Source organism: Methanoregula sp., from assembly GCF_049686655.1.
GTDB lineage: Archaea > Halobacteriota > Methanomicrobia > Methanomicrobiales > Methanospirillaceae > Methanoregula.
This window is the reverse complement of record NZ_JBAVIG010000067.1, coordinates 81555-106141: the sequence shown is the minus strand read 5'-3', so window position 1 is coordinate 106141 and position 24587 is coordinate 81555. Positions and strand designations below refer to the sequence as shown.

The following is a 24587-nucleotide window of genomic DNA, read 5'->3' as shown; positions in this document are numbered from 1 at the left end:
ACAGCCCGGGCAAACACTATTAGGGGACAAGCGGCAACCCAATAGTGATGCGCCGGTTCGAGCACGTCTCTACGATCATCGCTGATCTCGGGGACATTTTTGCATTCATCGCCCCGGTAACCCTCGTCCCCCTGTTCGTTGCCGTCATCTTTTCCGAGTGGAACATGCTCATCCCCATGGCACTCGTGCCGGGCATATTCTTTACTGCGGGAATGATCCTGCGGAGATTTCCCCGCAGGCAGCAGGGGACAAGGCTTTCGTCTGCCATGTGCACGGTAGCACTCTTCTGGCTTTCCTGTGCGATGGTGAGCGGCATCCCGTTCATGCTGGGCCTGCACATGGGGTTTACCGATGCGGTCTTCGAAGGGATGGCAGGATGGACCGGGACTGCGTTTACCATGATCCGCACCCTTGATACCACGCCATTCACCCTGCTCTTCTGGAGATCCTATATGCAATGGGTAGGCGGGCTTGGAATCATCTCGTTCTCCCTTGCACTTGCCAGCAGCACGGGCCTGTTCCGGTCCAGGATCTTCCGGAGCGAGAGCAGGGACGAGCCGCTGCTGCCCACCGTGATTGCAACTGGCCGTAACCTCTGGAAGATTTACGGGGTCCTCACGTTCTGCGCAATCGGGCTCGTCCTCTTCACCGGACTCTCCCTGTGGGAGTCGGTCAACCTTGCCCTTTCGGCAATCTCGACAGGGGGATTCACCCTGCACCCGGGCGGGATCCTCGCGTACCATAGCGTGCTGCTCGAACTGATCCTGGTCGCGATCATGATTGCCGGGGCATTACCGTTCCGGCTCTATTACCTCATCCTGGAGAACCGCCGCTGGAGCCTGTTTGGCGACGAGCAGGTCAAACTCTTCTTCTTTTTCCTTGCCCTCGGGACTGCTGTCCTGACCTATGACCTGGTCTTCTTCGGGAACCTTGATCTCCTCCCTGCGCTCGAGCAGGGACTCTTCATGGCGGCGTCAGCCCTCACCACCACCGGATTCCAGACAGCGGATTTCCACGTCTGGGCCAGCGTGACCCTGCTCTTCCTCGCGATGCTTGCTTTCATCGGCGGGGCTGCGGGAAGCACAGCAGGCGGGATCAAGCTCGACCGTGTCGCCTTTGCTTTCCGGGCCCTCCTCTGGTGGTTCCGGCGGCTCTACGTGAGCGGGAAGGTATTCCTGCCGTTCCGGATCGAGGGACGCGTCATCCCACGGGCCACCGCAGAGCTTGAGACCGCAAAGAACATGCTCGTCATCATCCTCTCGGTTATCACGATCTTCGTCGCCACGATTCTTGTCCTCCAGTTCCAGTTCACCAGTTATTCTATCACGGAGATCGTCTTCGAAGTGGTATCGGCATTTTCCACCTGCGGAATTAATACCGGTTACGTCTCGCCCGATATGCCGGTCATCTCCAAGTGGATCTTTATTGTCGTGATGTGGGTAGGCCGGCTTGAAGTGATCCCGGTCGTGATGCTCGTCCTTGCCCTGTTCCGCGGTGCGGAATAGGTCTGTCTCCACGGACATCCGTACACCGTGTTACGGAAAAGGGACCAATTCGCAGGGATACCGTACCGGTTGAATCAGGTATTCCCCCGTTTCCTCCTGTCTGATGGCAGGTGTCCGCTTCCACTTCATATACCCGTCAGATCGACGATACGATCAGGTTGGTAATGACAACGCACGCGAGCCAGACTCCGTATGCCCCGCCAAGACTCGGGAGGAGGCCGAACCTGCCCATCAGGAAATACAGGGTGAGTAGGAAGAACAGTGTCGGGATTGCAAAATAGAATGCTCCGATGACCAGCTGCTGGGTGGTGGCCACCCCCGCTTCGTTATAGGTGAACAGGAATGCGAGGGTGGTGATGATCGGTGCCGCGGCAAGGATGGCCCCGTACCGGGGATTGACCTGCTGTGCAAGCCAGGTTACCCCGACAATGATGCTGCCGCCGGCAACGAACTTGAGCACTGTCTGCGCCGCGTCCATTGAATTACATGATTACTCCTGTCTTCCCAAAAAACCTCTGACCGGGCTCTACCCTCCGGAGAAGGTGCCGGACCGCCGGAATAATACAGGCCCCGCGTCCCAGCGCATCTTGAGTGCCCGATCCAACACAAGTTTACTTTGGTTAACATCAGGAGATCTAATATAAATTGCCGGTCCATAGGTACGGTGATGAAGCAGATCGCCCTGTACGGTAAAGGCGGCATCGGGAAATCCACTACATCAGCCAATCTCTCGGCCGCACTCTCCGCCAGGGGACTCTCGATCCTCCAGATCGGCTGCGATCCCAAGCGGGACAGCACGAGGATGCTGATGCAGGGAAAGTTCATCCCGACCGTGATGGACCTCGTCCGGACCAAGGGGGAAGCTGCACTCTCCCTGTCGGACATTGTTTTTACCGGGTACAACGGGATCCGGTGCGTGGAAGCGGGAGGTCCTGAGCCCGGCGTAGGCTGTGCCGGCAGGGGGATCATCGCCACGTTCCACCTGCTGGAGAAGTTCGGAGCACTCGACGGAGATGTTATAGTCTATGACGTCCTTGGCGATGTGGTCTGCGGCGGGTTTGCGATGCCGATGCGGGAAGGTTATGCGCAGGAAATTTACCTGGTTACCTCCGGGGAACTGATGTCCCTGTACGCGGCAAACAACATCTGCAAGGCGATCCAGCGCCTCTCCTCCCGGGTGAAGAGCAAGTGCCGGCTGGGGGGCGTAATCTGTAACGCGAGGGGCCAGCCCCGCGAGGAGGAACTTGTAGCAGAATTCTCGCGCCGGGTGAACAGCACGATGGTGCAGTACATCCCCCGTGCCCATGTCGTACAGCAGGCTGAAGTGAACCAGCAGACGGTGATCGAGTACAGCCCGGAATCTGCCCAGGCAGAAGTGTACCGCTCCCTTGCCGGGCGCGTCATGGGGAATACCCGGTTATCTGTCCCCACCCCCATTGAGACCGATGAACTTGAATCCCTTGCCCGTGAATTCATCTAGGCTCGGGGGATGCACTCTCACGGGGGCTCTCTCGGTCACCACTCGTATCCGCGATGCCGCAACGATCGTGCACGGGCCAAAAGGCTGCAGCCACCATAACTTCTCCCTGCTGCACGCCACGTGGCTCGACAACGACGAAGTCCTGCTGCCGGATCTCGTCTCGACCGGGCTCTCAGAGCAGGATATTGTGTTTGGCGGTGAAGACGCCCTCCGCAAAGCCCTTGACAAAGCTGCAGGCAGGAATGTAAAAGCAGTTTTTGTCCTCTCGACCTGTATCGTCGAAACGATCGGGGACGATGTCGAGGCTGTCTGCGAACAGGAATACGGGATACCGGTTATCCATATCCCCACAGCGGGTTTTCTTGGCGGGACATTCCAGGACGGGGTGAACAACGCCCTGATCACCCTGGCGGGCACGGCGAAACCCTGTAGCAGGACTCCCGGGGTCAACATTATCGGCGAGATGAACCTGGAGTACGAAGTAGAGGAGAATTACACCGAGATCGCCCGGCTCCTTGGCTGCCTGGACCTGCCCGTTTCCCTGCGGTTCGTCCACGACATCCCTTTTGACCGGATGTCCCGGCTCGGGTCCGGACAGCTCAACATCCTCCGGAACCCCGCTCTCGCGCCGGTCGGGAAGTACCTGGAGCAGAGGTTCGGCACACCGTTCATCCCCTCGTTTCCCCACGGCCTGTCTGACACTATCGCATTCCTCGAATCCGTAGCCTGCTGCTGCGGGATTGACGGGCATGAGTCAATGGAGCGTGAGCGGTCCATGCAGGCAGAGATGATTGCTGCATTCGGGGACCTCAAAGGATCCCGTGCAGCCTTCGACAATACCTGGCCGGGTCAGGATGGGCTTGCTGCTGCAGAAGAACTGGCAGGAGTACTCGGGCTCTCGCCGGGCGGTGGGAGCGATACCCGCCTGCCGGTCAGCCCTGCAGTCGGGACCACCGGCATGCGGCGGATGCTGCACCGCTGGAGGAGGGCGATCCATGCCTGAATGTGACAATCCACTCTGGCCGTGCGCAATGACGGGGGCAGCGGCGTGCCTCGCGGGATTCGAAGGTGTCGCGGTAGTTATCCACGGGTCGAGCGGGTGCTACTATTATCCCACCACCCTTCTCCATGCCCCCCTCCACGGCACATTCATCCTTGAAAACGAGGTGATCTTCGGGTCGGAAGACCGGCTCCGGGAAGTGATCTGCAGCCTGGGCGGGACCGGGAAGCGAATTGCGGTGATCACCACCTGCGTTCCCGCAATCCTTGGCGAGGACATCCAATCCATACTCGCGGACGAAGACGTGATCCTTGTCGACAGCCCGGGATTCTCCGGTGACGTGGAAGCCGGATATAAGAATGCGCTTGCCCGGCTCGGGCCGGGGATCGATCCGGATGCTACGGGAGTGAACATTGAAGGAGCCTGCCTCTTCGACCCGTTCTCGGGCGGAAACGTCCAGGAGGTAATGCGCCTGTTTGCCCTGGCATCAGTCCCGGCAGCTACGGTCTTCTGCCAGGACCGGCTGGAGAAAGTGTATCACGCAGCACCGTGGACGGTCAGTACAAATGCGGATTTTCCTTCAGGCACTGGAAAGACCCTTGGCGGAACGCTCGGGTTCGATGCGATCCGGGCCACATTCCACGAGATCGGGAGCCATGTCGAGGAAGCGGATATCGATCCGGTCCTCCTCGAGATCCGGCAGCAGGAAGAGCGGGTGGTGCGGGCCTGCGACAAATACCTGCAGAGGTTCGACCCGCCGGCGGCAGTCATCTTCGCCGGGCATTCGTACGGTCAGTTTGCGGCTGAAGTGTTAGATCATTATCTCGATGCGGAGATCTGTTGCATCGGCTCCCGGAATGCGGCAGGGGCATCGCAGTTCCCGGTGACAAGGGCAGACGGGATCCTGCAGGTGCATGAACTCATCCGGGCCCACACTCCCGATCTTGTGATCGGGTCCTCGTTCGAACGGGCGATCAGTAAAGACATCGCGTTTGTGGGCATCGTCCCTCCCCTGCGTGGCACGGTACGGCTCTCCCCCGCCCCCCTCGCCGGTGTCAACGGCACCCTCTCCTTCGTTGAGCAGGTGTTGAATGCCTGTATGGACCGGAAAGCGTGAACCGGCCACTCCCCATCAACTTCTTTTCACGTCCATGAAATTCAACCTTGATGGAGGTTTTCACTTTCACCCTGCTCATGCTGACAGGCTATATACCCCCCCCATGCAACGCCAGTATACGACAGAAGGTGGTCGTGTATGATGGAAAAATCAGGATATCTCCAGCAGACAAGGTGCAGGGCAATCGATGGTGAAGGGATTGAACACGAAGTCGTGGAACTTCACGTGCTCGGGGAACGGTATGCCATCCGGAAAGCAGAGCTGCTCAGGGCAGTCTCCGGTAAGGTATATGTCCAGATCGAGGAACTCACCCGGAACTGGGATTATTACCTCGGCCCGACCCGCGGGCTCGCCCATGTCTCTGTTTCCGGCAAGGCGCTGAATATCGACCTGTTCGAAGCAGGAACGTTCACGCTATCGCTGGCTACGCTCCGTGCAGTAATGTACGGAAAGGAACGTATGGCAGTGATAGTGAAGATCCCGGAATCGCCCGCTGTCAGGATCCGCAGGGTTGTGGAAGGGCAGCAGAAGATCAGCGCCGCGGTCTAAGGCAGGACCGGACAAAATACCGGCTGGATCTGCACCAGAAATCCATCCGCCACGGCTCTTTTTTCACCGTATCGTGTACCATTAATAGTTCGTCAGCAGATGATCTTATGAGAAGGGGTAATCCCGTCCAAGAAGGTGTGCCGGGTTATGGCACAGGTATACGTGGTCTGGAATGGATGATGCTGATAATACCTACCGGGACCTGGTGGAGAACCAGCAGGATCTCATTGTCAGGTTCAATCTTGAAGGCAGGCTCCTTTTTGTCAACACTGCCTATTGTGAAACCCTCGGGAAGACCCGGGAGCACCTCGTCAACAGCATCTTCATGCCGGTGACGGATGAACGCTATTCCGATGTGATCGCTACCCAGATGACCAAGCTTTTCCGGCCCCCCTTTGCCTGCATGGTGGAACAGTGGATACAGACCGGGAAGGGGATGCGGTGCATCAGCTGGTCTGCGAGATCTGTTCTCGGGGAGGACAAGACCGTGGCATCCATTGTAGCCACGGGACGGGACATCACCCCGATAAAACACGAACAGAAGGCGATCCGGAAACGGGACGAGGAACTGATGGTCCTGCTTGAGAGCGGGAGCCAGATGTATTATACCCATACACCTGACCACACGATGGTGTTTGTCAGCCCGAGGATCTGCGACCTGCTCGGCTGCCGGCCAAGGGACGGGAAACGGATCTGGACAGATTACCTCACCGATCATCCCATGAACGCCTCCGGTCTCGAGCGGACGATCCGGGCCATCGCCTCCGGGCGGCGGGAACCCCCGTACCGGCTTGAGATGGCAACCCGGGACGGGCGGAAGGTCTGGATCGAGGTAAATGAGGTCCCGGTCGTAAAGAACGGGAAAACCGTAGCGATCGCAGGATCTATAACTGACGTCACGGATAAGATGGCTGTCGAGGAAGGCCTTGCAGAAGCGGAGTTCCTGATCAAGGACGTCTCCGGTGATAAAAAAGTGAGCGAATACCGCTCCCGGGTGGCATCCCCACAGGCAAAAGGCGGACCTCTTGGGTACTTCCGGTCCATTTTCAACCGGTCATCTGATGACGAGGAAGAAGAAGATGTGTTTGCCGACGTTCCGACAAACCTCCGGTAACCTCTTTTAAAATATCCTGCAGACCCCGGTCATCCGTTCTGTATGGCCACAATCGTTCCGGCTGAATCCTGCCCATGTAAATTTTCTAAAAATCCCAAGCACATAAATCCGATCACTTCCCAGTACGGATGAAGACTATGACTGAGGAAAATGATGGGAGTAATGAATCCCACCTCACTAAGGGCAGGCTGGAAGCACTCTCGGATGGCATATTTGCGTTCGCGATGACGCTCCTTGTCATCGGTCTGAGTGTGCCGGATAAGGCGACACTGGTACCATCAAATGCATATGCTCTTCAGGTTCTCATCGACCTCTATTCCGGTTTCATGCACTATGCTCTCGCGTTTCTTATCCTCGGTGCGTTCTGGCTTAGCCAACACATGCAGTTCCATTCGGTACGGACTCCCGATAAGATATTCACCTGGATTAACCTCGTGACGCTCATGTTTGTTGCACTCCTCCCCTTTTCAGCGTCCTTCTCCGGTGCTTTTTCCGGTGTCCCGGTCGGTGCAATGGTATTTGAGACGAATCTCCTTCTCATCGGTATTGGTTTGTCCATCCAGTGGTGGTATGCCACGAACGATCACCGGCTGACAGAATCGACGCTGAAACCGGCATACATCAGGAAAATCCGTTTCCGGAATCTCGTTGTTCCCGGGGTCTCCATCGTGGGCATCCTGTTCGCATTGGCCGGAATCACATGGAGTACTGCGATATATATGACGCTCCCCATTGTCTTTTTTGGTGTGGAGTACATCTTCGGGTAAACGCGGGAAACAGGGACTCCCCGATCCGGACCGGTTCGGAATACCTGCTGTTCCTTCCGGGAAGTCTGTATTTGTGATCCCCGGGGAATCGGGAACAGGCGTATAAAACAAAAGAATTATCCTTCTTTGGATCCTTTTTCCTACTATAATGAACCTGATATCACTCCTTGCAGCGTTCGTGCCATGGATCGCGTTCGTTCTTGTTGCGGAATCTCCCGTGGGAAATCCCCTGATGAACCTGATCCTTGCCTTTATCATCGCTATCGTGCTCACTGTCCTGACGAGTTACCGCCAACTGCTCAAGGGCTATATCCTGTCCGTTGTCACGATCGTGTTCTTCGTCGTGTTCTTCATCCTGATCGTTGGATTACAACAGTACTATCTTGCGAACTACATCTCGGTACTCTCGATGCTGATCCTTACGATCGTCTGCTGGGCAACGATACTGTTCCGGTTCCCCTTCACCCTCCAGTATTCAAGAGAGGGCGTGGAGCCCGAGCGTGGAAGGAGCGCTCCATTCATGCGGGTAAATTATATCATCACCGCGGTATGGGGAATTGCATTCACGCTCGGCCTTGTGGTGAACATCGTTCTGCTGGTCCGACCTGACATGCATATAATGTTCTGGGAAAATGTGCAATGGCTCTTTATCATCATCGCTATCGTCTTTACCATGTGGTATCCGGCATATGTCCATAAGCAGAGGGCGCTCGAAGTGATGGCAGAGCATCCTGAATTCCTGAAAAAAGCGTGATTACCCTCTCTTTCTTTTTTACTCTCTTTTTACGGGCAACAGTCGTCTCTCCCGCAATGTGAAGAGCAACCGTTTTCTTTACACCAGGCCATCACAGGCTCAGGATGAGCAGGACGATAAAGGTGCCGGTCACGATAACAGAAAGGCGTCCGGCACGAACAAAAAAAGAGAACTGCTTTGGGGCCATTTCAGGGATAAGGCCCTGTTCAGAAAAGGATTTACTGCCCTTTCCGGACGCAGTCAGCGATATACGAGCCGGCCTTCGTGGTCCGGGCCGAGCCGCCCAGGTCTTTTGTCACCACACCGTCCCGTATGCTCTGTTCGATGGCACTGACCACGGCTGCCGCTGCCTTGTGCTCGCCGATATGATCGAGCAGCAGGGAACCGGCCCAGATGGTGGCGATGGGATTTGCAATGCCGAGATCCTTGTACTTGGGTGCCGAACCGTGGATCGGCTCGAACATGGAGGTGCCCTCCGGGTTGATGTTGCCGCCCGGGGCAAGCCCGAGACCACCCTGGATCATGGCGCCGAGATCGGTGATGATGTCGCCGAACATGTTGGGCGTGACCACGACATCGAACCACTCGGGGTTCTTCACAAACCACATGGTGACCGCGTCCACGAAGTTGAATTCTGTTGTTACGTCAGGGTAAGACTTCGCGGTCTCTGTGAACACGTCCCGCCAGAGGCCGTACACGTCCGAGAGCACGTTTGCCTTGTCCACCGAAGTGAGTTTCTTCTTCCTCTGCATCGCAAGGTCAAACGCATAGGTCTGGACCCGGCGTGCCCCTTCGCGGGTAATGACCCCGATCTGGTACGCAATCTCTTCGGCATCGCTTTCCACATCGAGGCCGAACTTCACGCTGTAGATGTCGCGGATGACGTTCAGTTCCTTTTTCTCGTGTTTTTTGAACCGCGAGCCGATCCCGACATAGAAGTCCTCGGTATTCTCGCGGACTACCACGAAGTCGATATCGTGAGGCGTCTTCCCGGCAAGCGGTGTTTCCACGCCGTGCAGGAGCCTGATCGGGCGGAGGTTGACATACATATCAAACCTGAAGCGGAGCGCAAGCAGGATCCCTTTCTCAAGGATGCCGGGTTTCACCCGCTCGTCGCCGATGGCACCGAAATAGATTGCCTTGAACTTCGAGAGTTCGTCAAACTCCTCCTCGGTGATAAGCTTGCCCGAATGGATGTACCGGTCCGCACCGATATCGAAGTCAGTCCACTGGATGTCGAAGTTATACTTCTCGCCCGCTGCTTCCAGTACCTTCTTTCCCTCGGCCACGATCTCCGGGCCGATCCCGTCCCCGCCAATTGACGCTATCCTGTACATACCGGCACCTCCTTTAAATTCTTCGCATATTCCACGAGCCCGCCGGCGTCGATGATACCCTGCATGAACACCGGGACGGGCTCGATGGCATACTTTTTCCCGTCGGCTTCAAGGTAACCATCCTTTATCTTCAGGGTAACCTTTGCCCCGTCGGCAATTTTGTCCGCATCCGGGCAGACCACGGGAAGCACCCCGACGTTGATCGAGTTCCTGAAGAATATCCGGGCAAACGACCGGGCTACCACGACCTTCACACCGGCGCCGATCAGGGCAAGCGGGGCGTGTTCGCGGGACGAGCCGCATCCGAAGTTCCGGCCGCCGACAACCACGTCCCCTTCTTTTACCTTCTTTGCAAACTCGTCACGGGTCCCCTCAAAGGCGTGCTTTGCAAGCTCGTCGGGATTGTTGATGGTGAGGAACCTGCCCGGGATGATTGCGTCGGTGTCAATGTCGTCGCCGAACTTCCAGGCCCGCATGTTCTGTGCGGGATGGGGCTCCCGGACTACTACACTTTTGACCGGTACCGTCTTTTTCGCTGCCATGTTACACCTCCCTCGGGTCGGTGATCTCGCCCGTGATCGCACTTGCTGCCGCCGTTGCCGGGGAACAGAGGTACACTTTACCCTCCGTACTTCCCTGACGGCCCCTGAAGTTCCGGTTCGAGGTCGAGAGCGAGACCTCCCCGGGGGCGATCAGGCCGAACGCCCCGCCCATGCAGGGGCCGCAGCAGGGCGCCTCGACCAGTGCGCCCGCCTTCACGAACTTTTCGATCAGTCCTACCCGGAGAGTCTTGAGATACTCGTCCCGGGATGCCGGGATGATGATGGTCCTGATCTTCGGGCTGAACTTCTTCTTCCCCAGCACCTCTGCCGCTTCCACGAGGTCTTCGAAACGCCCGTTCGTGCAGGAACCGATGAAGACCTGGTCGACATGTGTTCCCGCCACTTTGCTGACCGGCACACCCGTGTCCACGTTATGAGGGACAGCGACCTGCGGTTCCAGGCCCGATACATCGTAGGAACGTTTCTCCGCAAATTTCGCACCGGGGTCGCTATCCAGATCGAACGGTTTCATCTTCCGCCGTCCTTTCATGTACTCCCACGTCACTTTATCCGGCGCGACAATGCCCGCCTTGCCGCCCATCTCTATCGCCATGTTGCAGAGCGTCATCCTGCCTGCCATGTCGAGTTTCCGTACGGTCTTGCCGGTAAACTCGATCGCCTTGTAGGTTGCCCCATCGGCACCGATATCGGCAGCAATCGCAAGGATCAGGTCCTTTGCCCCGACCCGTTTCTGGAACTTACCGGAGACTTCGGCACAGATGGTCTCGGGCACCCTGAAATAGAGTGCGCCGAACTTCAGGGCAAATCCCATATCGGTGGACCCGATGCCAGTTGCAAACGCTCCGGTTGCGCCATACATACAGGTGTGGGAATCTGCACCCACAACGATCTCGCCCGGTGCTGCACGACCTTTCTCGATCGTCACCTGGTGGCAGACGCCCTCACTGATGTCATAATTGTGGATACCCTGCTCAGCAGCGAACTTCCGCATGTAGACATGGTTGCTCGCGGCCTCGATGGAGTCGGCCGGTATCTGGTGGTCAAAGAGCATGATGACGGCTTTTGGGTCAAAGACATCTTTTCCGCCCATCTCGTAGAACTTCTGGATGGCAAGCGGGCCGGTAATATCGTGGATCATTGCCCCGTCAAGAGGGGCCATGACCACGTCGCCTGCCCGTATGTCTTTGCCGCATTTCCGTGAGAAGATCTTCTCTACGATTGTTGCTCCCATGCGAATCGTCTCTACTATTGACATCCGGAGGTATTGTACTTTCTCGTGCACCACTTCTGATAACTGCGACCGTTTTCGCAGTCAAAGCAAGATTTAACGTTATATCGGGCCAAGATCGTGTGAATACCATGATGCGAAGACTCTCTTTCCTCTGCGCCATCCTTATAATCTTCCTGGCGGCGGTTGTCGGCAGCGTATCTGCCCAGGACTCATCGACTGATCACGTGATCCATGCGGCCGGAAGCGGCAATGTGGTCGGTACTCCTGACCGGGCACAGATCACCTTCTCCGTACAGACAGAAAACCCGGATGTGAAAGTTGCACAGTCGGATAACGCCAACCAGATGGGCCAGGTGATCGATGCGATTGCCGGCGCCGGTATCCCGCGGGATTCGCTCAAAACATCCGGGTACAGCATCAGCCCCGTATATGACGACTCAACCGGCGGGATCCTGAACCCCAAGGTAAAGACGTACCAGGTTACCAACACCCTGACAGTCACGCTTGACAACGTGAGCAGGACAGGGGATATCATAGATATCGCTGTGGCAAACGGCGTCAACCAGGCAGACTCCATCCAGTTCATGCTCTCCGATGCCCAGGCCCAGGCACTCCGCGGCGAGGCTCTGAAAGATGCGGTAGCAAATGCAAGGGCTGACGCGGATACCGTTGCCGGGGCTCTCGGTGTCAATATTACCGGCATGGGAACTGTCGATATTACCCAGAGTTTCACACCGGTGGTCTACTCCAACAGCCAGTGGGATGCAGTGGGTGCAGCAAAATCCGCGGCCCCGACCCCAATCCAGCCCGGTGACATCACCGTGAATGCACAGGTTTCGGTCACCTACACCTACTAAACTTCCCCAGTCATTCTCTTTTCCTGTCTGTGCAATCCCTTCACAATGTTTTTAAAATAGCAGTGTGATCATTTCATAAAATCACAATGCACAACCGGCTTTACCGGAAAGTTATTTCCCAACCAAAATGAACGTCGGGGATGAAGACGTTCATACCAAATCTCGAATACCAGCAAATCAGCGTATACAATAGGATTGATTTTGACATGGAACGTAATATCGGCTTCAAGGAACGACGCTATATCGAAGAACTGCGAATTCTCACCAAGTCCACGGCCCTTGACTGCGTGATTGACGACCGGTTCGACAGGGTCATCTACGTGATCCGTCCGGGAGACATGGGCCTTGCGATAGGCAAGAAAGGCGAGAATATCCGGCGCCTGCAGAACGTACTCGGCAAGCGGATCGAGATGGTCGAGTTTGCGGATTCGGCGAATGCGTTCATAGCAAACATCTTCAAACCTGCCGAGATCACCGGGATCGAAAGCTCCGTGGAGACCGGGCCGGTAAACGTAATTGTCCGCCAGCGGAGCGATCTGGGCATCGCTATCGGGAAGGCCGGTTGCAACATCGAAAAGGCGCGCATTCTCTGCCGGCGCTTTTACGCGATCGAGATCGGTGAAGTCCTCCTGGGAATGGAGGCATGATGGATCCCGGCATCGACCCGAAGGTGATCGCGGAACTCTGGGGCGTGATCTGCGAGCGGAAGGAACACCCGGCCGGGACATCCTATACCTCCCGCCTGTTTCTTGACGAGAAGGGAATCGATAAGGTGCTGGAGAAAGTAGGTGAGGAGACTACCGAGTTCATCCTGGCCGTAAAGAACGGTGTGGACGGGAGAACAGTCAGTGAAGCGTCAGATCTCCTCTTCCATATTCTTGTTGCCCTGCGGGCAGCAGATATCGACCTCGCCGACGTAATGAAAGAACTGGAGCACCGCAGGAAATAAGCTCTCCTCCTCTCCGCGTACGCATTATTTACTGAGGAAGGAGGTGAGATCGACCATCCTTGGCAGGTCTTCATTTTTCTGTGCTGCTGAAGAGAGCACGCCCTCATCCACAAAGATCGGGACATCGCTCCTGAGTGCCAGGGCGATGCCGTCGCTCGGGCGACAGTCAATGAACTCTTCATGGTTTTCATTCACGAGCACGAGCTGGGCATAATACACCCCGCCCTCGATGCTGTCGATCTGCAAAAAACGCACGGTGATGGAGAACTTGGAGCACATGTCCAGAAAGAGGTCGTGGGTGAAGGGCCGGGGCAGCACCTCGTGATTCTTCGCGCTGTTAATAGACACGGCCTCCCAGATGCCGATGAATATTGGTAACAGACGACCGTTCCCGTCTTCAAGTATTACGAGGGGGACAGTCGCCGCCTCGCTGATCGCCATGAAGACGCCCCTGACTTCACAACGGACCTGTGTCATGCCTGTGCAGTCATTGCCTCCATCTGATATAAGGGTTGATGGATCACCCGGGGAGATCATTCAGCATTTTCGGCGTTTTTTGCTTCGCGGCGTACGATGATGATGCTGGAGAGGATGCCAAGGGCGATGTTGAAGTAGTAGAGGACAATCCGCCAGATCACGACAAAGATCCCGACAACGGACGCGGGGATGAAGATGGCATACATGGAGGTGGCCCCGACTTCCGCTATGCCAGAACTGCCCGGTGTGAGCGGTATCATCATCAGGATCGCGAGGATCAACTGGATCACAAACGATTCCAGAATGAGGGGCGGCTGGCCCAGCCCGACCAGGATAAGGGAGGCAGTGATGATCTCGGATACCCAGTAGAGCAGGGTGAAGACCATTCCCCAGACAAGCCCGCCCTTAGCGCTCCGCACGAACTTGATAACCGCGTCGTGGAAGTTGTCGATCTCCTTGTCAGCCCGCGTGAGGAGTTCCTCGATACGGCCGTTCTCCCAGGTTTTGGTAAAGAAGAGCGTGCAGCGGTTGACCACCCGCTTTACCACGTCGGGCCTCCGGATTGCCAGGTAGAAGAGGAACAGGCATCCTGCCACAAATATCCAGGTGACAAAGACCATGATCTCAGAGATAGCTCCGAGGCTCTTCCACTGGTCGGTCAGGACAATCATGGCAAACGCGGCAAGCCCTGCAAGTGCAACACCGTCAAGCACCCGCTCCATGATCACGATAGCCGTGGCATCCCCGAGAGGGACGTTTGCCTTATAGAGTTCATGAATCCTTACGGGCTCCCCTCCCGCCTGGGCCGGCGTGATCGCAGCGGCAAGCAGGTTTGCGAAGACCAGGTTCAGGCTGTACCAGAACCCGATGGGGTACCCGAGCGACCCGGACATCTTCTTGACCCGCATCGCCCAGAAGCACATGGTCAGGATGTGGGTAAGGAAAGCGAGGAGGAGATAAAGGGGATTGATCTTTTTTACATACGTGATGGTATTTGCGTTAATAGTGAGATAGAGAATAACGATGAGGACCGCAAGCGAGAAGCCCACGGAAATATACAGCCACTTGACCTGCGATCGCTCCATTGTTACAACCCATCCCGCGCTGCCAGAAGGGCAGTCTGGTGACTACCTTAACAGGTTATGGGGCATAGTATATACCCTTTTATTCCCATGACCCGGGAATTCGTCTAATCGTGATTCCTGCAACCCTTCATACCGTGAAAATATCCCGGTTGGCAAGCACGGCAAATAGCCCTGCCTGAACACCTGCATCAAGCCACCCGTGGCCGTAACTGTAGCAGGCAAGCGCATCTTCCTTGTGCCCCTCTTCCATCCGCTGCCATCCCCGCTCCCGGTAGGCACCTGCGATACAGAGCACCTGGCCGGCGAACCGGTATGCGGGGGTGGAGGGGTGCGGGGCATGGGATACGGAACTGATGGCCGTATCCAGCAGTCGCAGGTACCGTGCGGTCTTCTCGTCAAGTTTTTCCCGGTGGAACTCAGGGATGGCTTCGATCACCGATGTAAACGGGCAACCCGCCGTGCCGTTACCGGTTGTCAGCAGTCCCATGGCAACCCCCCCGTGCAGCCAGCCAAAGCCGTACCAGTATGCGGCCAGGGCATTGACCGGATCCCCCCCGGCAAAGAATGTCCTTCCGTCGCTTTCGTACGCTGATACCATAATGAGAACCGATGCAGCGGTCTGCCCGAGCAGCGTGTTGTCAGGGGCAGTGCTCCGGCAACGGGCAAGGGAATCCGCAAGGAGGTGCTGGCAGTCCTGGAGTCTCATAAACCGGCAAACACTTCCAGGTATTCCTGTTCCATATCGTGCAGTTCAGCCGGTATCACGAGAATGTGGAGGGGGGGGCCGAAATCCGTGGATCTTATCGCCTTCGCGTTACCCGCACGCACGACCGGCTCGCCCGAACCGGCCCGGGCAATTCCTACGTACAGCGGGATCGTTACCTGGCGGTCTCCTGCCATCCGTTCGAGCAGATCCACCGCTTCCGGAACAGTCATGAACCGGTCATCGTGGATATCGAGATAGACCAGGGTGTGCAGCCTGAGCGAAAGGTTCTGGAGAATCACATCGAGAGGCGTGGTCGGGAACCAGTTCTTCTGCGGGAACGGCAGGGAGCAGGACTTTCCGAAACGGTAGTTCTGGAGCCCTGAAAGGCCGCAGACTGCGCTCGAGATGGAAGCCGCATGGATGATCGCGGTCCGGATGCCCCGTGCGGCAGCACGCATACGGAGATCCGCATGGGTCGTCGAGACCATCGGGTCTCCTGCACAGAGAAAGACAACATTCTTCTGCTCTGCCTGTGCAAGGAGTGCTTCCGGGTGCTGCTCGACGTCGTCGCGGTACAGGGAATGGACGGCCCTGCCGTAATAACCGGAAAGTTCTCCTGGTGTTGTGCCCATGAGGCGGGATGTATAACATTCGAGAAAGACGCTGTCCGCGGAACGGATGCAGGCCAGTCCTTTTTCCGAGATGTCGGTCTTGTCATACAGGCCGAGGCCGATAAAAGTCAGCATGGTATTTCCCTTATATCCGTGAAGTGAGAAGACCTGTCACGGCAGGCGGGTCAATAGCTGAACTGCGTGATGGAGTCAACCATCGATTCCAGGACGAAATGTACGTCCGATCTCCTAGTCGCCGAGATGGGGAAGACAGGAATGTCGTCGCCGATGCCCAGCGCAGCCCTGATCTCTCCGGGTTTTATCAGCTGAGGGAGATCATTTTTGTTGGCCGCGATAACATAGGGGATCCTGCGTTTTACGGCCATATCGATGAGATATTTTGCCCTCGGGAACGTATCGGGTTTTGTTGCATCAACGATAAGGACAACGCCTATCGCATGCCTGAGGTAGGGTGGGAGAAGGGAGTCAAACCGTGTATGCCCGGGCGTCCCGTACAGGGTGATGTCAAAGTCTTTCCAGTGCAGCCACCCGAAGTCCATGGCAACAGTTGTCGGTTCTCCCTCAGGACTGCGACGATCTACAGACTGCCCGTCATCAGAAGCCTGTGCGACAAAGGTGGATTTTCCTGCATGCGCAGGGCCGGTCACAACGATCCTGGGAATAAAAGGAATGATCCTTCCCTCCCTGATGATGAACGGGACGGATCGCGGGGCTGCCGGTGACCATGACGTATGGACCATGGTGAAATAGTTAAAATGCGGTATCGGGCGGAATGACGCCCTGACCGCGATGATCAGATCGAAGGAGAATTCGCCAATGAACCGTTCAAGCAGTGCGGTTCCCCCAAGGTTAAGATGCTCGAGGACAAGAGTCGTCTTTTGGTCCTCGCGGGCAGATTCAAGGAGGCGGATCGCCTTCTCCGGACCGAAATCCTCGTACAGGAGATCGAAATACGCGAAGATCACGTCCACGCTGTGGTCCCTGCAGATCTTCCGGATACGGGCTTGCCATTCGTGTTCACGGCCCTCTTCGGAACGGGAGGCCTTCTGGATCCGCTCCCGGTCAATTGCATCCATGAAGACCACAGGTCCCGATACGAGATCCAGCCGTGCGCCGTACATCTTTGTTGCATCGTTCCGGAATGCATCCACCGTGGTATGCGGAAGGATCACAAGGCAGGAAAGCCTTTTTGCGAGCGCACAGGAAAGCGAGGAGAGCATGAAGAGCTGGCCGTCAACACCCGGCTCCAGACTGTAAAGCACCCTGCTGCCCCGGGGGATGCCGCTGCCGAGCATTTCATCAAGCCCGCTGACCCCCGTTGAGATCATGAGAGTATGGTCACCTTTCCTTTTACTACGGAGAACTTGAGCCACTCACCGGGTACCCCCCGGATCCCCTGAATACGCATATAACTCATGTTCTGTTCGATCTTCACCTCAATGACGCAGTTCATCAGCTGCTTGATCAGGGAGAGGGTTTTTTCATCGAACGACTCGCTGTTGAGGAGGTAGATGCCCACTCCCTCAATCTTCTTCAGTTTGGCGGTCAGGACATGCAGGAACTGGTAGAGGACCTCAAGCCTGCGGTACATCAGGAGCGTGGAGATAGAGTTTACGCAGAACCTGATCGGTGGCGGGAAGAGACCTGTCTCCCCTTCAGCGAAGTTCCCCTCGAAGATTGTTTCGACCATGTTGGAGAACTTGATGCCGATTCCCGTCAGGTCTGTCGGGCTGGAGACGAACATCAGGCGCTGGGTATCCGCAATGCCGGTAGTCGAGCTCTTGGTAATCGCGTCAATGACCCCGGTAAACCGCTTGTCCGCTCCTGCCAGCTTGAATGCATCCACTACTTCAGCGGCCCGTTCATTTGTGGAAAGGACAATCGCATATTCTCCGTCAAGGGGTTTCGTGAGGGCGTATGCCAGCTGATCGGCATAGCTCATGGGGGGGGCAAGTATGAGGATGTTCGTTCCTGCCTCGAATCCACCACTGACATCGTCGATTTGTGCAATTCCTGTTTTATAACAGTACATTCAGTGGATGATCATTTCGCCAGCAGGTTTATAATTGCTCCTATCAGCAGACCGAGGAAGATTGTATGAACCGACGTGAGAAAACCGGTCTTTGTCCCTGCTGGCGGTACCGGACAGAGATTGCGGATACGCATGGTACAGGAATGGGCTGACAACCCTAAACGTGTTGAACTAAAGCCCGGCCGGTTCCCGGATTCCGTTCTCCACTCCTGCCGGGACAACCGCAGGCACCGGGGACATGAGCCGTGATCTGATTTTAAAAGAGAACCGGGTTCCTTCCAGGTGATATTCCCGCAGGGAACACAGCAGGTGTATCTCTTTACACCCTGTCAACATTTCGTGGCAGGAGTTTGGGAGAGGGGCATGTCAATAAGGGTGATTGCCCCGGAAAATCCTCAAGGCTATTTAACCTTGGCACGCAATAACTGGGCAGCGATGTTGTACTGGCTTTATGCACGCCTGCTCATGCGGCAGATCACGGTGCTCCCGGGGCACGTCTGTTTCATGATCAGCGGGCAGGACCTTGCGGAGTCACCGGAGAACCTCTATAACGTCACCGCATGGTGTAGCGGGATCTCGGCACAGGTCTCCCGCATGACCCCGGGACCGGCGGGCGGGATCCGCAGCCTCATGTTCCACATAGCCACGCCGTCATCGGAAAGCCTTGAGCAGTGCCTGCCTGAGATCCGGAAGATCGGAACTATTGCCCGCCTGATCCTCCACATGGGGGACCGTGAAGAGGTGGCCGGCCAGGGCATGGATGTGGTGGTGGCAGTGGGCAAGAGCGGCAGGGAAGAAATTACGGAATGCATCCGGAAGATGGCCAGGGATCACATAGCTCCTGACTGCGTTGACGAGAAACTGCTCGAGTCCTACCTGACGTTCCAGTACACTCCGGACGTCGTGATCAAGAGCGGGGGCGACCACCTCACCGATTTCCTTATCTGGCAGTCGGTTTATTCCGAGCTCTTTTTCTCGGATGTGAACTGGAGGTTGTTCCGGCAGGTGGATTTCCTGAGGGTGCTGCGCGATTACCAGTCCCGGATCCGCAGGTTCGGGAAGTGACCGGTTATTTCAGCCGGACATTCACCCACGAGGGTTCGCCATCCACGACCTTCTCGTTCAGGGCGAACTGGTTCTTGAGGGCCACGGTCAGGGTTTTCTTGTCTGGTGCCGTGGCGATCCTGCGTTCCCGGCACCACCGGGCAAAGGCCTGGTAGAGCGCTTCCTTGGTGATTGAGGCATTCTCCGCTTCCTCACGCAGGATCGTCTCCGAGACAAATTTTTTGAGATCAGGAGAGGTCCCCCTCTTTTTCGGCGTACTCTTACCTGATTTTGGTTTGGCCGGTTTTTCAGACGGGGCTGACGGCACCGGCGTTTTGCGCTCCTGCACGGGGGATGGTGCCGCCACCGGTGGTACCGTTGGAGTGCGAAGGGTCCGTTTCACCGAAGTGACAGCGGACGGGTCATCGGCATTGATAACCGGGTGAAGATGGCCGTCAGGCTTGGGAGCAGGCAGTGGAAGCGGGATCACCGGCGGGAGTACCGCGGCAGCAGACTCCTTTGCGATAATGACCGGTTTCCTGTCAGTGACCCGGTCTTTCTCCCGTTGATTGTAGTCAACCCCTACTGCAGTGGCAAGCGCACGATTGCATATCCCGCGTATATCCGCACCCTGTTTCGTCGCTTTTTCGAGAATGTCGGCCCGCACGGCCAGGCTGATCGTGCGCCATTCCCCCCCCTCATTGTTCTTTCCCGTTATTACCCCTCATGTGTTGTTCTGTGAGTACAGGGAAATATAGTAAACGATAGATTCCCCACACCATGCCGGGTTTCGGGAAGCTGTTACGGGGAGGACTGTGCGGAAACCCGCTGATCGTAGATACGAATCGCCCGGAGGAGATCGATCTTCCGGAAGAGTGGCCAGTACGGGGCACAGAAATAGACTGCCGATTCATGCCCGTTTGCAAGCCATGGCAGGAAGTTAGAGGTCCGGCACTCGTTGCCGGTCCTGATGATCAGGTCTACGGGAGGGATCCCTTTGCCGCTGTGGAGATGTTCCTCCACGGTCTGGACGTCGATGCTGCATGGGTCAGCCCCTGTTTTTTCCATCTCTTCGAGGATCTCCCGGGCTGCGAGGACGATCTCGTTCCTGCCGCCATAGGCAAGTGCGATATTGAGGTGAAACCCGGTATGATTCTTTGTGGCATCTTCGGCAGTATTGATCGCTTCCAGCAGGTCATCGGGAAGCAGGGACCGGTCCCCCACCATCTGGACGCGTATCCTGTACCGGTTTACGCGCTCGTCGGTCACAACACTCATGAATTTCAGCCTGAACAGGGCGAACAGATGGCTCACTTCCTCCTCATGGCGTGAGAAATTCTCCGTTGAAAAGGTATAGAGCGTGATGTGATGGATCCCGAGTTCATGCGCCCAGTCGAGCATCTCCTCGGTCTTGTCAGCCCCTGCGCGGTGACCGTCTGCAGTATCCAACCCGAAGAGCTTTGCATACCGCCGGTTGCCGTCCTGGATGATTGCTATGTGATTGGGTACATGCCGGCACTGCCGGCGCAGGTGCTTCTCATACAGGGATTCGATAAAGGTTCTGGCGATCACAGGGGCGTCCTCTCCACGATCATGCCCCCGTTGGGGTAGCGCTCGATGACATATTTCTCCCCGGCCATCTCATCGGCGTGTTTCTCCAGGAGCCACCATGCCGTCTCGATCCTGTCCGTGAAGATCGCGAAGCTGTCGGCCTCGAACCGCTCTTCAAGGAAGTGCGCGATCTCTGCGGTTTTCCCGCTTTCCGGTTCAAAGACACCATAGACCACCGTCCCGTCCGGGGTGATCTCATCGAACGGCCGGGCCGTGTTTTCCGCGATCCGCTTCAGGCGTTCACGGAGCTGGACCGAGTCCTTGAACGCGGAGGAGCACCAGTGGACCTTATCGTGCCGGCACAGTTCCTCTGCCCAGCCTATTGCCCCGTCGATGGCGTTATGCAGTTCGTCGGCGAGCTCGAACCCGCGCTCCCGCATTGCATACGCGTTGGTCTCACCCCACTCGAGTTCGTTGATGTTCAGGAAATCGAGGTACTGGAGCGCCGGGACCAGGTGTTCCAGCCCGGGAAGGGAAGGTACTTCGATGCCGATATCAAACCCCATCTCCTTTGCGAGCCGGGCTGACCGGATAAAATCCGTTTCAAGGATCGTATCCCAGCACTCGTGCGGGGGGTGCAGACGGATCTCGTCCACCAGTCCCTGCATCTCCGCAAGTTCGGTATGTGTCGGGGCTTTTGCCGTATACAGGTGGATCTGGTGCTCAGGGCCGAAATGCTCCTTTAAGAGCCTGCAGTATGCCGTCACCTTGTCAAGGCAGAGGAGCGGTTCGCCGCCGGTGATCCCGGTCCCGAGCGCACTCATGTTCTCTGCTTCCTCTATGATCTGGGAGGGGATGTCCACCGGCCGCTCGTTGGCAAACACCGTGTCGGTCCCCTTCCTCTCTGATGAGAGCGGGCAGTACCAGCAGGAGCGATGGCAGCGTCCCGTGACAAAGAGCACCATCTTTGCACCCTGGTTGCAGAGCACGCAGCCTTTTGCGAGGGTCACCGGGACCACCCGGCCCGGGACTGACAGAGATCACACATGAAAAGTAATCTTTATGTTTGGTGTCAGGATTCAAAACCCTTCTTAGGCCCGGCAACCTCCCATTGCAACCGTGAACTGAAACCGACAGTGCCGGGCTTATACCGGATATGCGTGAACGCCATCCGAACTCAATAACCCGTACCGCGAGAGGCTGGGGATCACTCCAACCCAGGCTGCGGTGGGGAGTCACGTTTGTACCCATGTGACCCCCTCCACTCATCCCGATTGCGTTGTCTTCATTTTTATAACGTGAAATATGTAAAGTTTTACAGAAAAACGGAACATGGTGGTAGGGGGTCGCATGGGTACATTATGCGAAACGGGACCGAACACAAAGCGGCATGACGGTAAATTTATGACGTGAACTTCCTGTGAAGGCAATTCTGCCGGGAATCACATTGTACCCATGCGACCCCTCTTTCAACAACTGCGTCCGGGCGTTTGTCGTGAAGCCATACCAGGAAGTTCGACCGGTGACCCCAACGGCCCGGTAGTTCCCCTGATTATGAGGTACATTCATTGGTCCCGGTAATTTCTCCATGTAACTGTGTTCCGTAAAGCACCGGAATCTGCCGTACTACTATCTTTATTAGCCAAGCCATACACGATTTAATAGATTATGAGAGACGGTAATGCGGGACAGGGCAGGGATTATGCACTCTCCGAGGTTATCGGGTTTATTCTCCTTCTCGGGATACTTGTCACGGCCTTTGCCCTCTGGATGGTGTATGTGGTCCCTGTTAACGGGAGGGTGGCTGAGATCACCCAGATGAACACGGTGAAAGACCAGTTCACCAATTACAAGATCAGCCTGGACTCCCTCTGGATCAACAGCCCGTACGGCGCATCATGGAACCAGAACAGTGTGACCGTCTCCACATCCATAGATCTCGGTACCGGCGGGGGAGACACGCAGGCCAGCGGTCTCTTCCTGCCGATGATGAACCCCATCCCCTCATCGGCAACCCTGTCCATTTTGAACACTTCAGATACCCTGAACGTTACCTACAGCGGCCCGTCCGGGACAAATACATTGACATATCCTCTGACCATCCTCCAGTACCAGTCGCAGAACAACTACTGGATCCAGCAGACATACTACTATGAAGACGGGGGCGTATTCCTCACCCAGCTCAACGGATCGGTATGCCGTGTCGCACCACCGATCTCCTTTGTGAATGCCAACTCGGTCTATCTTGTGGAAATCACCCCCATCACCCTCAACGGTATAGGCAGCATGGGAGGCAATGGCCCGGTCCGGGTGGACTCACGGCTGATGACGCTCGCGCCTCCGGCCACGGGTGCGGAGTACTGGGTAAACACCTCTGTGACCGTGTCAAATTATACTGCGGCACAGATGTGGCTCGGCGTGTTCAACACCAGCCGTTCGAACGGGGGTATCCTGGATGCAAGGAATTATACATTCGGCATAAGTCCGGTGTCAGCAATACCGGGTTCCGCATTCATGAACATCACCGGTCCCTCTAGTGGCGTGCTCACACCGGATGTCAACATGGCCATACAACCAGCCCAGTACGCCGTCACCCTGAACAGTATCGTATCGAACCTGGACTGATGAGAGAAGATCCCCATCCATGCAGCACCATTTCCGCACACAAAACAACGATCTCACAGACTCCGGCGTATCAGAAGTGATCGGGGCCATCCTGCTGATCTCGGTGGTTATTGCGGCAGTCGCCATTGTGGGGGTGGCCCTCTTCTCCCAGAGCACACCCCAGGAGATCCCCAATGTCAATTTCATGACCGGGACGGATAACGGTAACAATCTCTATCTCTACCATAATGGCGGGGACAGCCTGACAACGGGCACTTTTTCAGTCCTTGTTGACGGGGTGGTGCATAATTACACGGTCTCCGGTGGCGGCAATACCTGGTCGCTTGGCAAGAACCTGGTAATCTCCGGAATCACCTCCGGCCAGCAGCACAGCGTAGCGATCATCTACAACGCCACCGGGGGGGGCGCCCCTGGGAGCGGGGGGATTATCATTCAGTCCGGTACTGCCAGCAACATAACGTCAGCGAGTCCGGTAAACAACCTGGACGTGATCACGGCTTCAGCGTATCCCCCGGTGATATCAGTCCCCCAACTGGTACAGAATGTATCGAGCCGCTCCGTCGTTTTTTATCGTGAAAATAACACTGCACTATCCCAGACCATTACACCATATCTCCAGTTCACGATCACCCAGCCCAATTCTACTATAGCATGGTCCTCAGCCTCCTGCCTGGCCAGCAACCCGCTCAAACTGAACGTCAGTGATGTGGTTACGATCACTCAGCCAAACAGCTACAACCAGAGTTTCAGAATAGCGGGAATAGGCAACCAGCTCTGGGAGCTGACTGCGGCCAACGTCAACCTCAATGTTGCCGATCCGTACGGCAACACCGTCTGCAATAATATTCTGATTAATAATACGGTAATTACCGGGTATTCCAATTTCCAGTCAACGGTTACCCTTACAACCGCAACTTCCCTCGGGTCGTATTACACAGGTTTGACGAAATATAATTATCTGGTGAATACCACGCCGCAGCTTACCAGCCAGTTGATCAACGGACTCAACAACAGCCAGATTTATATTTACAATGTCTCACCCGGCAGTGTGGGTTTTTTTGTCCTGCAGTATGATAACACCACGAAAAGTACATTTTTCGCAGGCAATACAACTCAGGTCACGGTGAACGGTAACCAGGTATATCCGTAAATTTTCCGGTTTTCATCCGGGTAATCAAAGGGAATTTTATTCCTGGAAACCTGTGCCCGGGT

The 24587-nt window shown here is 56.2% G+C and carries 27 protein-coding genes; 14 read left to right on the top strand and 13 right to left on the bottom strand.

What is annotated here, in order from left to right; all coding sequences use genetic code 11:
* Positions 1-47 precede the first annotated feature (47 nt).
* Positions 48-1505 (top strand): TrkH family potassium uptake protein, encoded by a 1458-nt coding sequence (locus WBL42_RS09970; protein WP_424721118.1) that lies wholly within the window; start codon positions 48-50, stop codon positions 1503-1505.
* Between the two features lie 136 nt (positions 1506-1641).
* On the opposite strand, the gene WBL42_RS09965 is transcribed toward WBL42_RS09970, so the two are convergent.
* Positions 1642-1983 carry a hypothetical protein gene (locus WBL42_RS09965; RefSeq protein WP_424721117.1) on the bottom strand — a complete coding sequence of 114 codons (342 nt, stop codon included), beginning with the start codon at positions 1981-1983 and terminating at the stop codon, positions 1642-1644.
* 189 nt (positions 1984-2172) lie between these two features.
* On the opposite strand from WBL42_RS09965, the gene cfbC reads away from it, so the two are divergent.
* The 7 genes from cfbC to WBL42_RS09930 all read left to right on the top strand — a co-directional run bounded on the left by cfbC (position 2173) and on the right by WBL42_RS09930 (position 8286).
* Positions 2173-2985: a Ni-sirohydrochlorin a,c-diamide reductive cyclase ATP-dependent reductase subunit gene (gene cfbC / locus WBL42_RS09960; RefSeq protein WP_424721116.1), complete on the top strand. Its 813-nt coding sequence runs from the start codon at positions 2173-2175 to the stop codon at positions 2983-2985.
* Positions 2951-3988, top strand: coding sequence for a nitrogenase component 1 (locus WBL42_RS09955; protein ID WP_424721115.1), 1038 nt, complete (start codon positions 2951-2953; stop codon positions 3986-3988). The genes cfbC and WBL42_RS09955 overlap by 35 nt, the downstream gene beginning before the upstream one ends.
* The gene (locus WBL42_RS09950; protein WP_424721114.1) at positions 3981-5102 is read left to right on the top strand and encodes a nitrogenase component 1; all 1122 of its coding nucleotides are present in this window, start codon (positions 3981-3983) and stop codon (positions 5100-5102) included. The genes WBL42_RS09955 and WBL42_RS09950 overlap by 8 nt, the downstream gene beginning before the upstream one ends.
* 138 nt (positions 5103-5240) lie before the next feature.
* Positions 5241-5651 (top strand): hypothetical protein, encoded by a 411-nt coding sequence (locus WBL42_RS09945; RefSeq protein ID WP_424721113.1) that lies wholly within the window; start codon positions 5241-5243, stop codon positions 5649-5651.
* 172 nt (positions 5652-5823) lie between these two features.
* Positions 5824-6765 (top strand): PAS domain-containing protein, encoded by a 942-nt coding sequence (locus WBL42_RS09940; protein ID WP_424721112.1) that lies wholly within the window; start codon positions 5824-5826, stop codon positions 6763-6765.
* A 137-nt stretch (positions 6766-6902) separates the two neighbouring features.
* On the top strand, positions 6903-7532 hold the full coding sequence (locus tag WBL42_RS09935) for a TMEM175 family protein (RefSeq protein ID WP_424721111.1): 630 nt from the start codon (positions 6903-6905) through the stop codon (positions 7530-7532).
* A gap of 148 nt (positions 7533-7680) precedes the next feature.
* On the top strand, positions 7681-8286 hold the full coding sequence (locus WBL42_RS09930; protein WP_424721110.1) for a hypothetical protein: 606 nt from the start codon (positions 7681-7683) through the stop codon (positions 8284-8286).
* Between the two features lie 218 nt (positions 8287-8504).
* Here the strand turns inward: WBL42_RS09930 and WBL42_RS09925 are convergent, their stop codons facing one another.
* The 3 genes from WBL42_RS09925 to WBL42_RS09915 form a co-directional block, all read right to left on the bottom strand.
* Entirely contained in the window at positions 8505-9623 is a 1119-nt protein-coding gene (locus WBL42_RS09925) for an isocitrate/isopropylmalate dehydrogenase family protein (RefSeq protein ID WP_424721109.1), read from the bottom strand.
* Positions 9611-10099 (bottom strand): 3-isopropylmalate dehydratase small subunit, encoded by a 489-nt coding sequence (locus WBL42_RS09920; RefSeq protein ID WP_424721150.1) that lies wholly within the window; start codon positions 10097-10099, stop codon positions 9611-9613. The genes WBL42_RS09925 and WBL42_RS09920 overlap by 13 nt, the downstream gene beginning before the upstream one ends.
* A gap of 67 nt (positions 10100-10166) precedes the next feature.
* Positions 10167-11417, bottom strand: coding sequence for a 3-isopropylmalate dehydratase large subunit (locus WBL42_RS09915; RefSeq protein ID WP_424721149.1), 1251 nt, complete (start codon positions 11415-11417; stop codon positions 10167-10169).
* A gap of 128 nt (positions 11418-11545) precedes the next feature.
* Here WBL42_RS09915 and WBL42_RS09910 point away from each other — a divergent pair, with 128 nt between their 5' ends.
* From WBL42_RS09910 to hisE, 3 genes are all read left to right on the top strand, one after another.
* A complete protein-coding gene (locus WBL42_RS09910; protein ID WP_424721108.1) occupies positions 11546-12274 on the top strand; it encodes an SIMPL domain-containing protein in 729 nt (242 codons plus the stop codon).
* Positions 12275-12480: 206 nt separating this feature from the next.
* Positions 12481-12921, top strand: a complete 441-nt coding sequence (locus tag WBL42_RS09905) for a NusA-like transcription termination signal-binding factor (protein ID WP_424721148.1) — start codon at positions 12481-12483, stop codon at positions 12919-12921.
* Positions 12921-13223, top strand: a complete 303-nt coding sequence (gene hisE, locus WBL42_RS09900) for a phosphoribosyl-ATP diphosphatase (RefSeq protein ID WP_424721147.1) — start codon at positions 12921-12923, stop codon at positions 13221-13223. Before WBL42_RS09905 ends, hisE begins: the two co-directional genes overlap by 1 nt.
* Before the next feature lie 24 nt (positions 13224-13247).
* Here hisE and WBL42_RS09895 read toward each other — a convergent pair whose 3' ends face one another.
* From WBL42_RS09895 to WBL42_RS09870, 6 genes are all read right to left on the bottom strand, one after another.
* Positions 13248-13700, bottom strand: a complete 453-nt coding sequence (locus WBL42_RS09895) for a bifunctional nuclease family protein (RefSeq protein WP_424721107.1) — start codon at positions 13698-13700, stop codon at positions 13248-13250.
* 56 nt (positions 13701-13756) lie between these two features.
* On the bottom strand, positions 13757-14785 hold the full coding sequence (locus tag WBL42_RS09890) for a lysylphosphatidylglycerol synthase transmembrane domain-containing protein (RefSeq protein ID WP_424721106.1): 1029 nt from the start codon (positions 14783-14785) through the stop codon (positions 13757-13759).
* A 127-nt stretch (positions 14786-14912) separates the two neighbouring features.
* Positions 14913-15491, bottom strand: coding sequence for a DUF357 domain-containing protein (locus WBL42_RS09885; protein WP_424721105.1), 579 nt, complete (start codon positions 15489-15491; stop codon positions 14913-14915).
* The gene (gene dph5, locus WBL42_RS09880) at positions 15488-16237 is read right to left on the bottom strand and encodes a diphthine synthase (protein ID WP_424721104.1); all 750 of its coding nucleotides are present in this window, start codon (positions 16235-16237) and stop codon (positions 15488-15490) included. Before dph5 ends, WBL42_RS09885 begins: the two co-directional genes overlap by 4 nt.
* Positions 16238-16287: 50 nt before the next feature.
* Positions 16288-17451 carry a GTP-binding protein gene (locus WBL42_RS09875; RefSeq protein WP_424721103.1) on the bottom strand — a complete coding sequence of 388 codons (1164 nt, stop codon included), beginning with the start codon at positions 17449-17451 and terminating at the stop codon, positions 16288-16290.
* Positions 17448-18155 carry an RAD55 family ATPase gene (locus WBL42_RS09870; protein ID WP_424721102.1) on the bottom strand — a complete coding sequence of 236 codons (708 nt, stop codon included), beginning with the start codon at positions 18153-18155 and terminating at the stop codon, positions 17448-17450. The genes WBL42_RS09875 and WBL42_RS09870 overlap by 4 nt, the downstream gene beginning before the upstream one ends.
* Positions 18156-18590: 435 nt before the next feature.
* Between WBL42_RS09870 and WBL42_RS09865 the strand changes: the two genes are divergently transcribed.
* Positions 18591-19220: an undecaprenyl diphosphate synthase family protein gene (locus tag WBL42_RS09865; protein WP_424721101.1), complete on the top strand. Its 630-nt coding sequence runs from the start codon at positions 18591-18593 to the stop codon at positions 19218-19220.
* Positions 19221-19224: 4 nt separating this feature from the next.
* On the opposite strand, the gene WBL42_RS09860 is transcribed toward WBL42_RS09865, so the two are convergent.
* The 3 genes from WBL42_RS09860 to WBL42_RS09850 all read right to left on the bottom strand — a co-directional run bounded on the left by WBL42_RS09860 (position 19225) and on the right by WBL42_RS09850 (position 21760).
* Positions 19225-19866 (bottom strand): hypothetical protein, encoded by a 642-nt coding sequence (locus WBL42_RS09860; protein WP_424721100.1) that lies wholly within the window; start codon positions 19864-19866, stop codon positions 19225-19227.
* A 134-nt stretch (positions 19867-20000) separates the two neighbouring features.
* Positions 20001-20768 (bottom strand): polyprenyl diphosphate synthase, encoded by a 768-nt coding sequence (gene uppS / locus WBL42_RS09855; RefSeq protein ID WP_424721146.1) that lies wholly within the window; start codon positions 20766-20768, stop codon positions 20001-20003.
* Positions 20768-21760, bottom strand: coding sequence for a radical SAM protein (locus WBL42_RS09850; protein ID WP_424721099.1), 993 nt, complete (start codon positions 21758-21760; stop codon positions 20768-20770). The genes uppS and WBL42_RS09850 overlap by 1 nt, the downstream gene beginning before the upstream one ends.
* 658 nt (positions 21761-22418) lie before the next feature.
* Here WBL42_RS09850 and WBL42_RS09845 point away from each other — a divergent pair.
* On the top strand, positions 22419-23375 hold the full coding sequence (locus WBL42_RS09845; RefSeq protein WP_424721098.1) for a hypothetical protein: 957 nt from the start codon (positions 22419-22421) through the stop codon (positions 23373-23375).
* 19 nt (positions 23376-23394) lie between these two features.
* Entirely contained in the window at positions 23395-24525 is a 1131-nt protein-coding gene (locus WBL42_RS09840; RefSeq protein WP_424721097.1) for a type IV pilin N-terminal domain-containing protein, read from the top strand.
* The last annotated feature ends 62 nt before the right edge of the window (positions 24526-24587 follow it).

Excerpts from the sequence above, each read along its gene's own strand:
- WBL42_RS09970 (WP_424721118.1), top strand. The coding sequence starts at position 48 with ATGCGCCGGTTCGAGCACGTCTCTACGATCATCGCTGATCTCGGGGAC.
- WBL42_RS09965 (WP_424721117.1), bottom strand. The coding sequence starts at position 1,983 with ATGGACGCGGCGCAGACAGTGCTCAAGTTCGTTGCCGGCGGCAGCATC.
- cfbC (WP_424721116.1), top strand. The coding sequence starts at position 2,173 with ATGAAGCAGATCGCCCTGTACGGTAAAGGCGGCATCGGGAAATCCACT.
- WBL42_RS09955 (WP_424721115.1), top strand. The coding sequence starts at position 2,951 with ATGAACTTGAATCCCTTGCCCGTGAATTCATCTAGGCTCGGGGGATGC.
- WBL42_RS09950 (WP_424721114.1), top strand. The coding sequence starts at position 3,981 with ATGCCTGAATGTGACAATCCACTCTGGCCGTGCGCAATGACGGGGGCA.
- WBL42_RS09945 (WP_424721113.1), top strand. The coding sequence starts at position 5,241 with ATGATGGAAAAATCAGGATATCTCCAGCAGACAAGGTGCAGGGCAATC.
- WBL42_RS09940 (WP_424721112.1), top strand. The coding sequence starts at position 5,824 with ATGGATGATGCTGATAATACCTACCGGGACCTGGTGGAGAACCAGCAG.
- WBL42_RS09935 (WP_424721111.1), top strand. The coding sequence starts at position 6,903 with ATGACTGAGGAAAATGATGGGAGTAATGAATCCCACCTCACTAAGGGC.
- WBL42_RS09930 (WP_424721110.1), top strand. The coding sequence starts at position 7,681 with ATGAACCTGATATCACTCCTTGCAGCGTTCGTGCCATGGATCGCGTTC.
- WBL42_RS09925 (WP_424721109.1), bottom strand. The coding sequence starts at position 9,623 with ATGTACAGGATAGCGTCAATTGGCGGGGACGGGATCGGCCCGGAGATC.
- WBL42_RS09920 (WP_424721150.1), bottom strand. The coding sequence starts at position 10,099 with ATGCGGGCCTGGAAGTTCGGCGACGACATTGACACCGACGCAATCATC.
- WBL42_RS09915 (WP_424721149.1), bottom strand. The coding sequence starts at position 11,417 with ATGGGAGCAACAATCGTAGAGAAGATCTTCTCACGGAAATGCGGCAAA.
- WBL42_RS09910 (WP_424721108.1), top strand. The coding sequence starts at position 11,546 with ATGATGCGAAGACTCTCTTTCCTCTGCGCCATCCTTATAATCTTCCTG.
- WBL42_RS09905 (WP_424721148.1), top strand. The coding sequence starts at position 12,481 with ATGGAACGTAATATCGGCTTCAAGGAACGACGCTATATCGAAGAACTG.
- hisE (WP_424721147.1), top strand. The coding sequence starts at position 12,921 with ATGGATCCCGGCATCGACCCGAAGGTGATCGCGGAACTCTGGGGCGTG.
- WBL42_RS09895 (WP_424721107.1), bottom strand. The coding sequence starts at position 13,700 with ATGACACAGGTCCGTTGTGAAGTCAGGGGCGTCTTCATGGCGATCAGC.
- WBL42_RS09890 (WP_424721106.1), bottom strand. The coding sequence starts at position 14,785 with ATGGAGCGATCGCAGGTCAAGTGGCTGTATATTTCCGTGGGCTTCTCG.
- WBL42_RS09885 (WP_424721105.1), bottom strand. The coding sequence starts at position 15,491 with ATGAGACTCCAGGACTGCCAGCACCTCCTTGCGGATTCCCTTGCCCGT.
- dph5 (WP_424721104.1), bottom strand. The coding sequence starts at position 16,237 with ATGCTGACTTTTATCGGCCTCGGCCTGTATGACAAGACCGACATCTCG.
- WBL42_RS09875 (WP_424721103.1), bottom strand. The coding sequence starts at position 17,451 with ATGATCTCAACGGGGGTCAGCGGGCTTGATGAAATGCTCGGCAGCGGC.
- WBL42_RS09870 (WP_424721102.1), bottom strand. The coding sequence starts at position 18,155 with ATGTACTGTTATAAAACAGGAATTGCACAAATCGACGATGTCAGTGGT.
- WBL42_RS09865 (WP_424721101.1), top strand. The coding sequence starts at position 18,591 with ATGTTGTACTGGCTTTATGCACGCCTGCTCATGCGGCAGATCACGGTG.
- WBL42_RS09845 (WP_424721098.1), top strand. The coding sequence starts at position 22,419 with ATGAGAGACGGTAATGCGGGACAGGGCAGGGATTATGCACTCTCCGAG.
- WBL42_RS09840 (WP_424721097.1), top strand. The coding sequence starts at position 23,395 with ATGCAGCACCATTTCCGCACACAAAACAACGATCTCACAGACTCCGGC.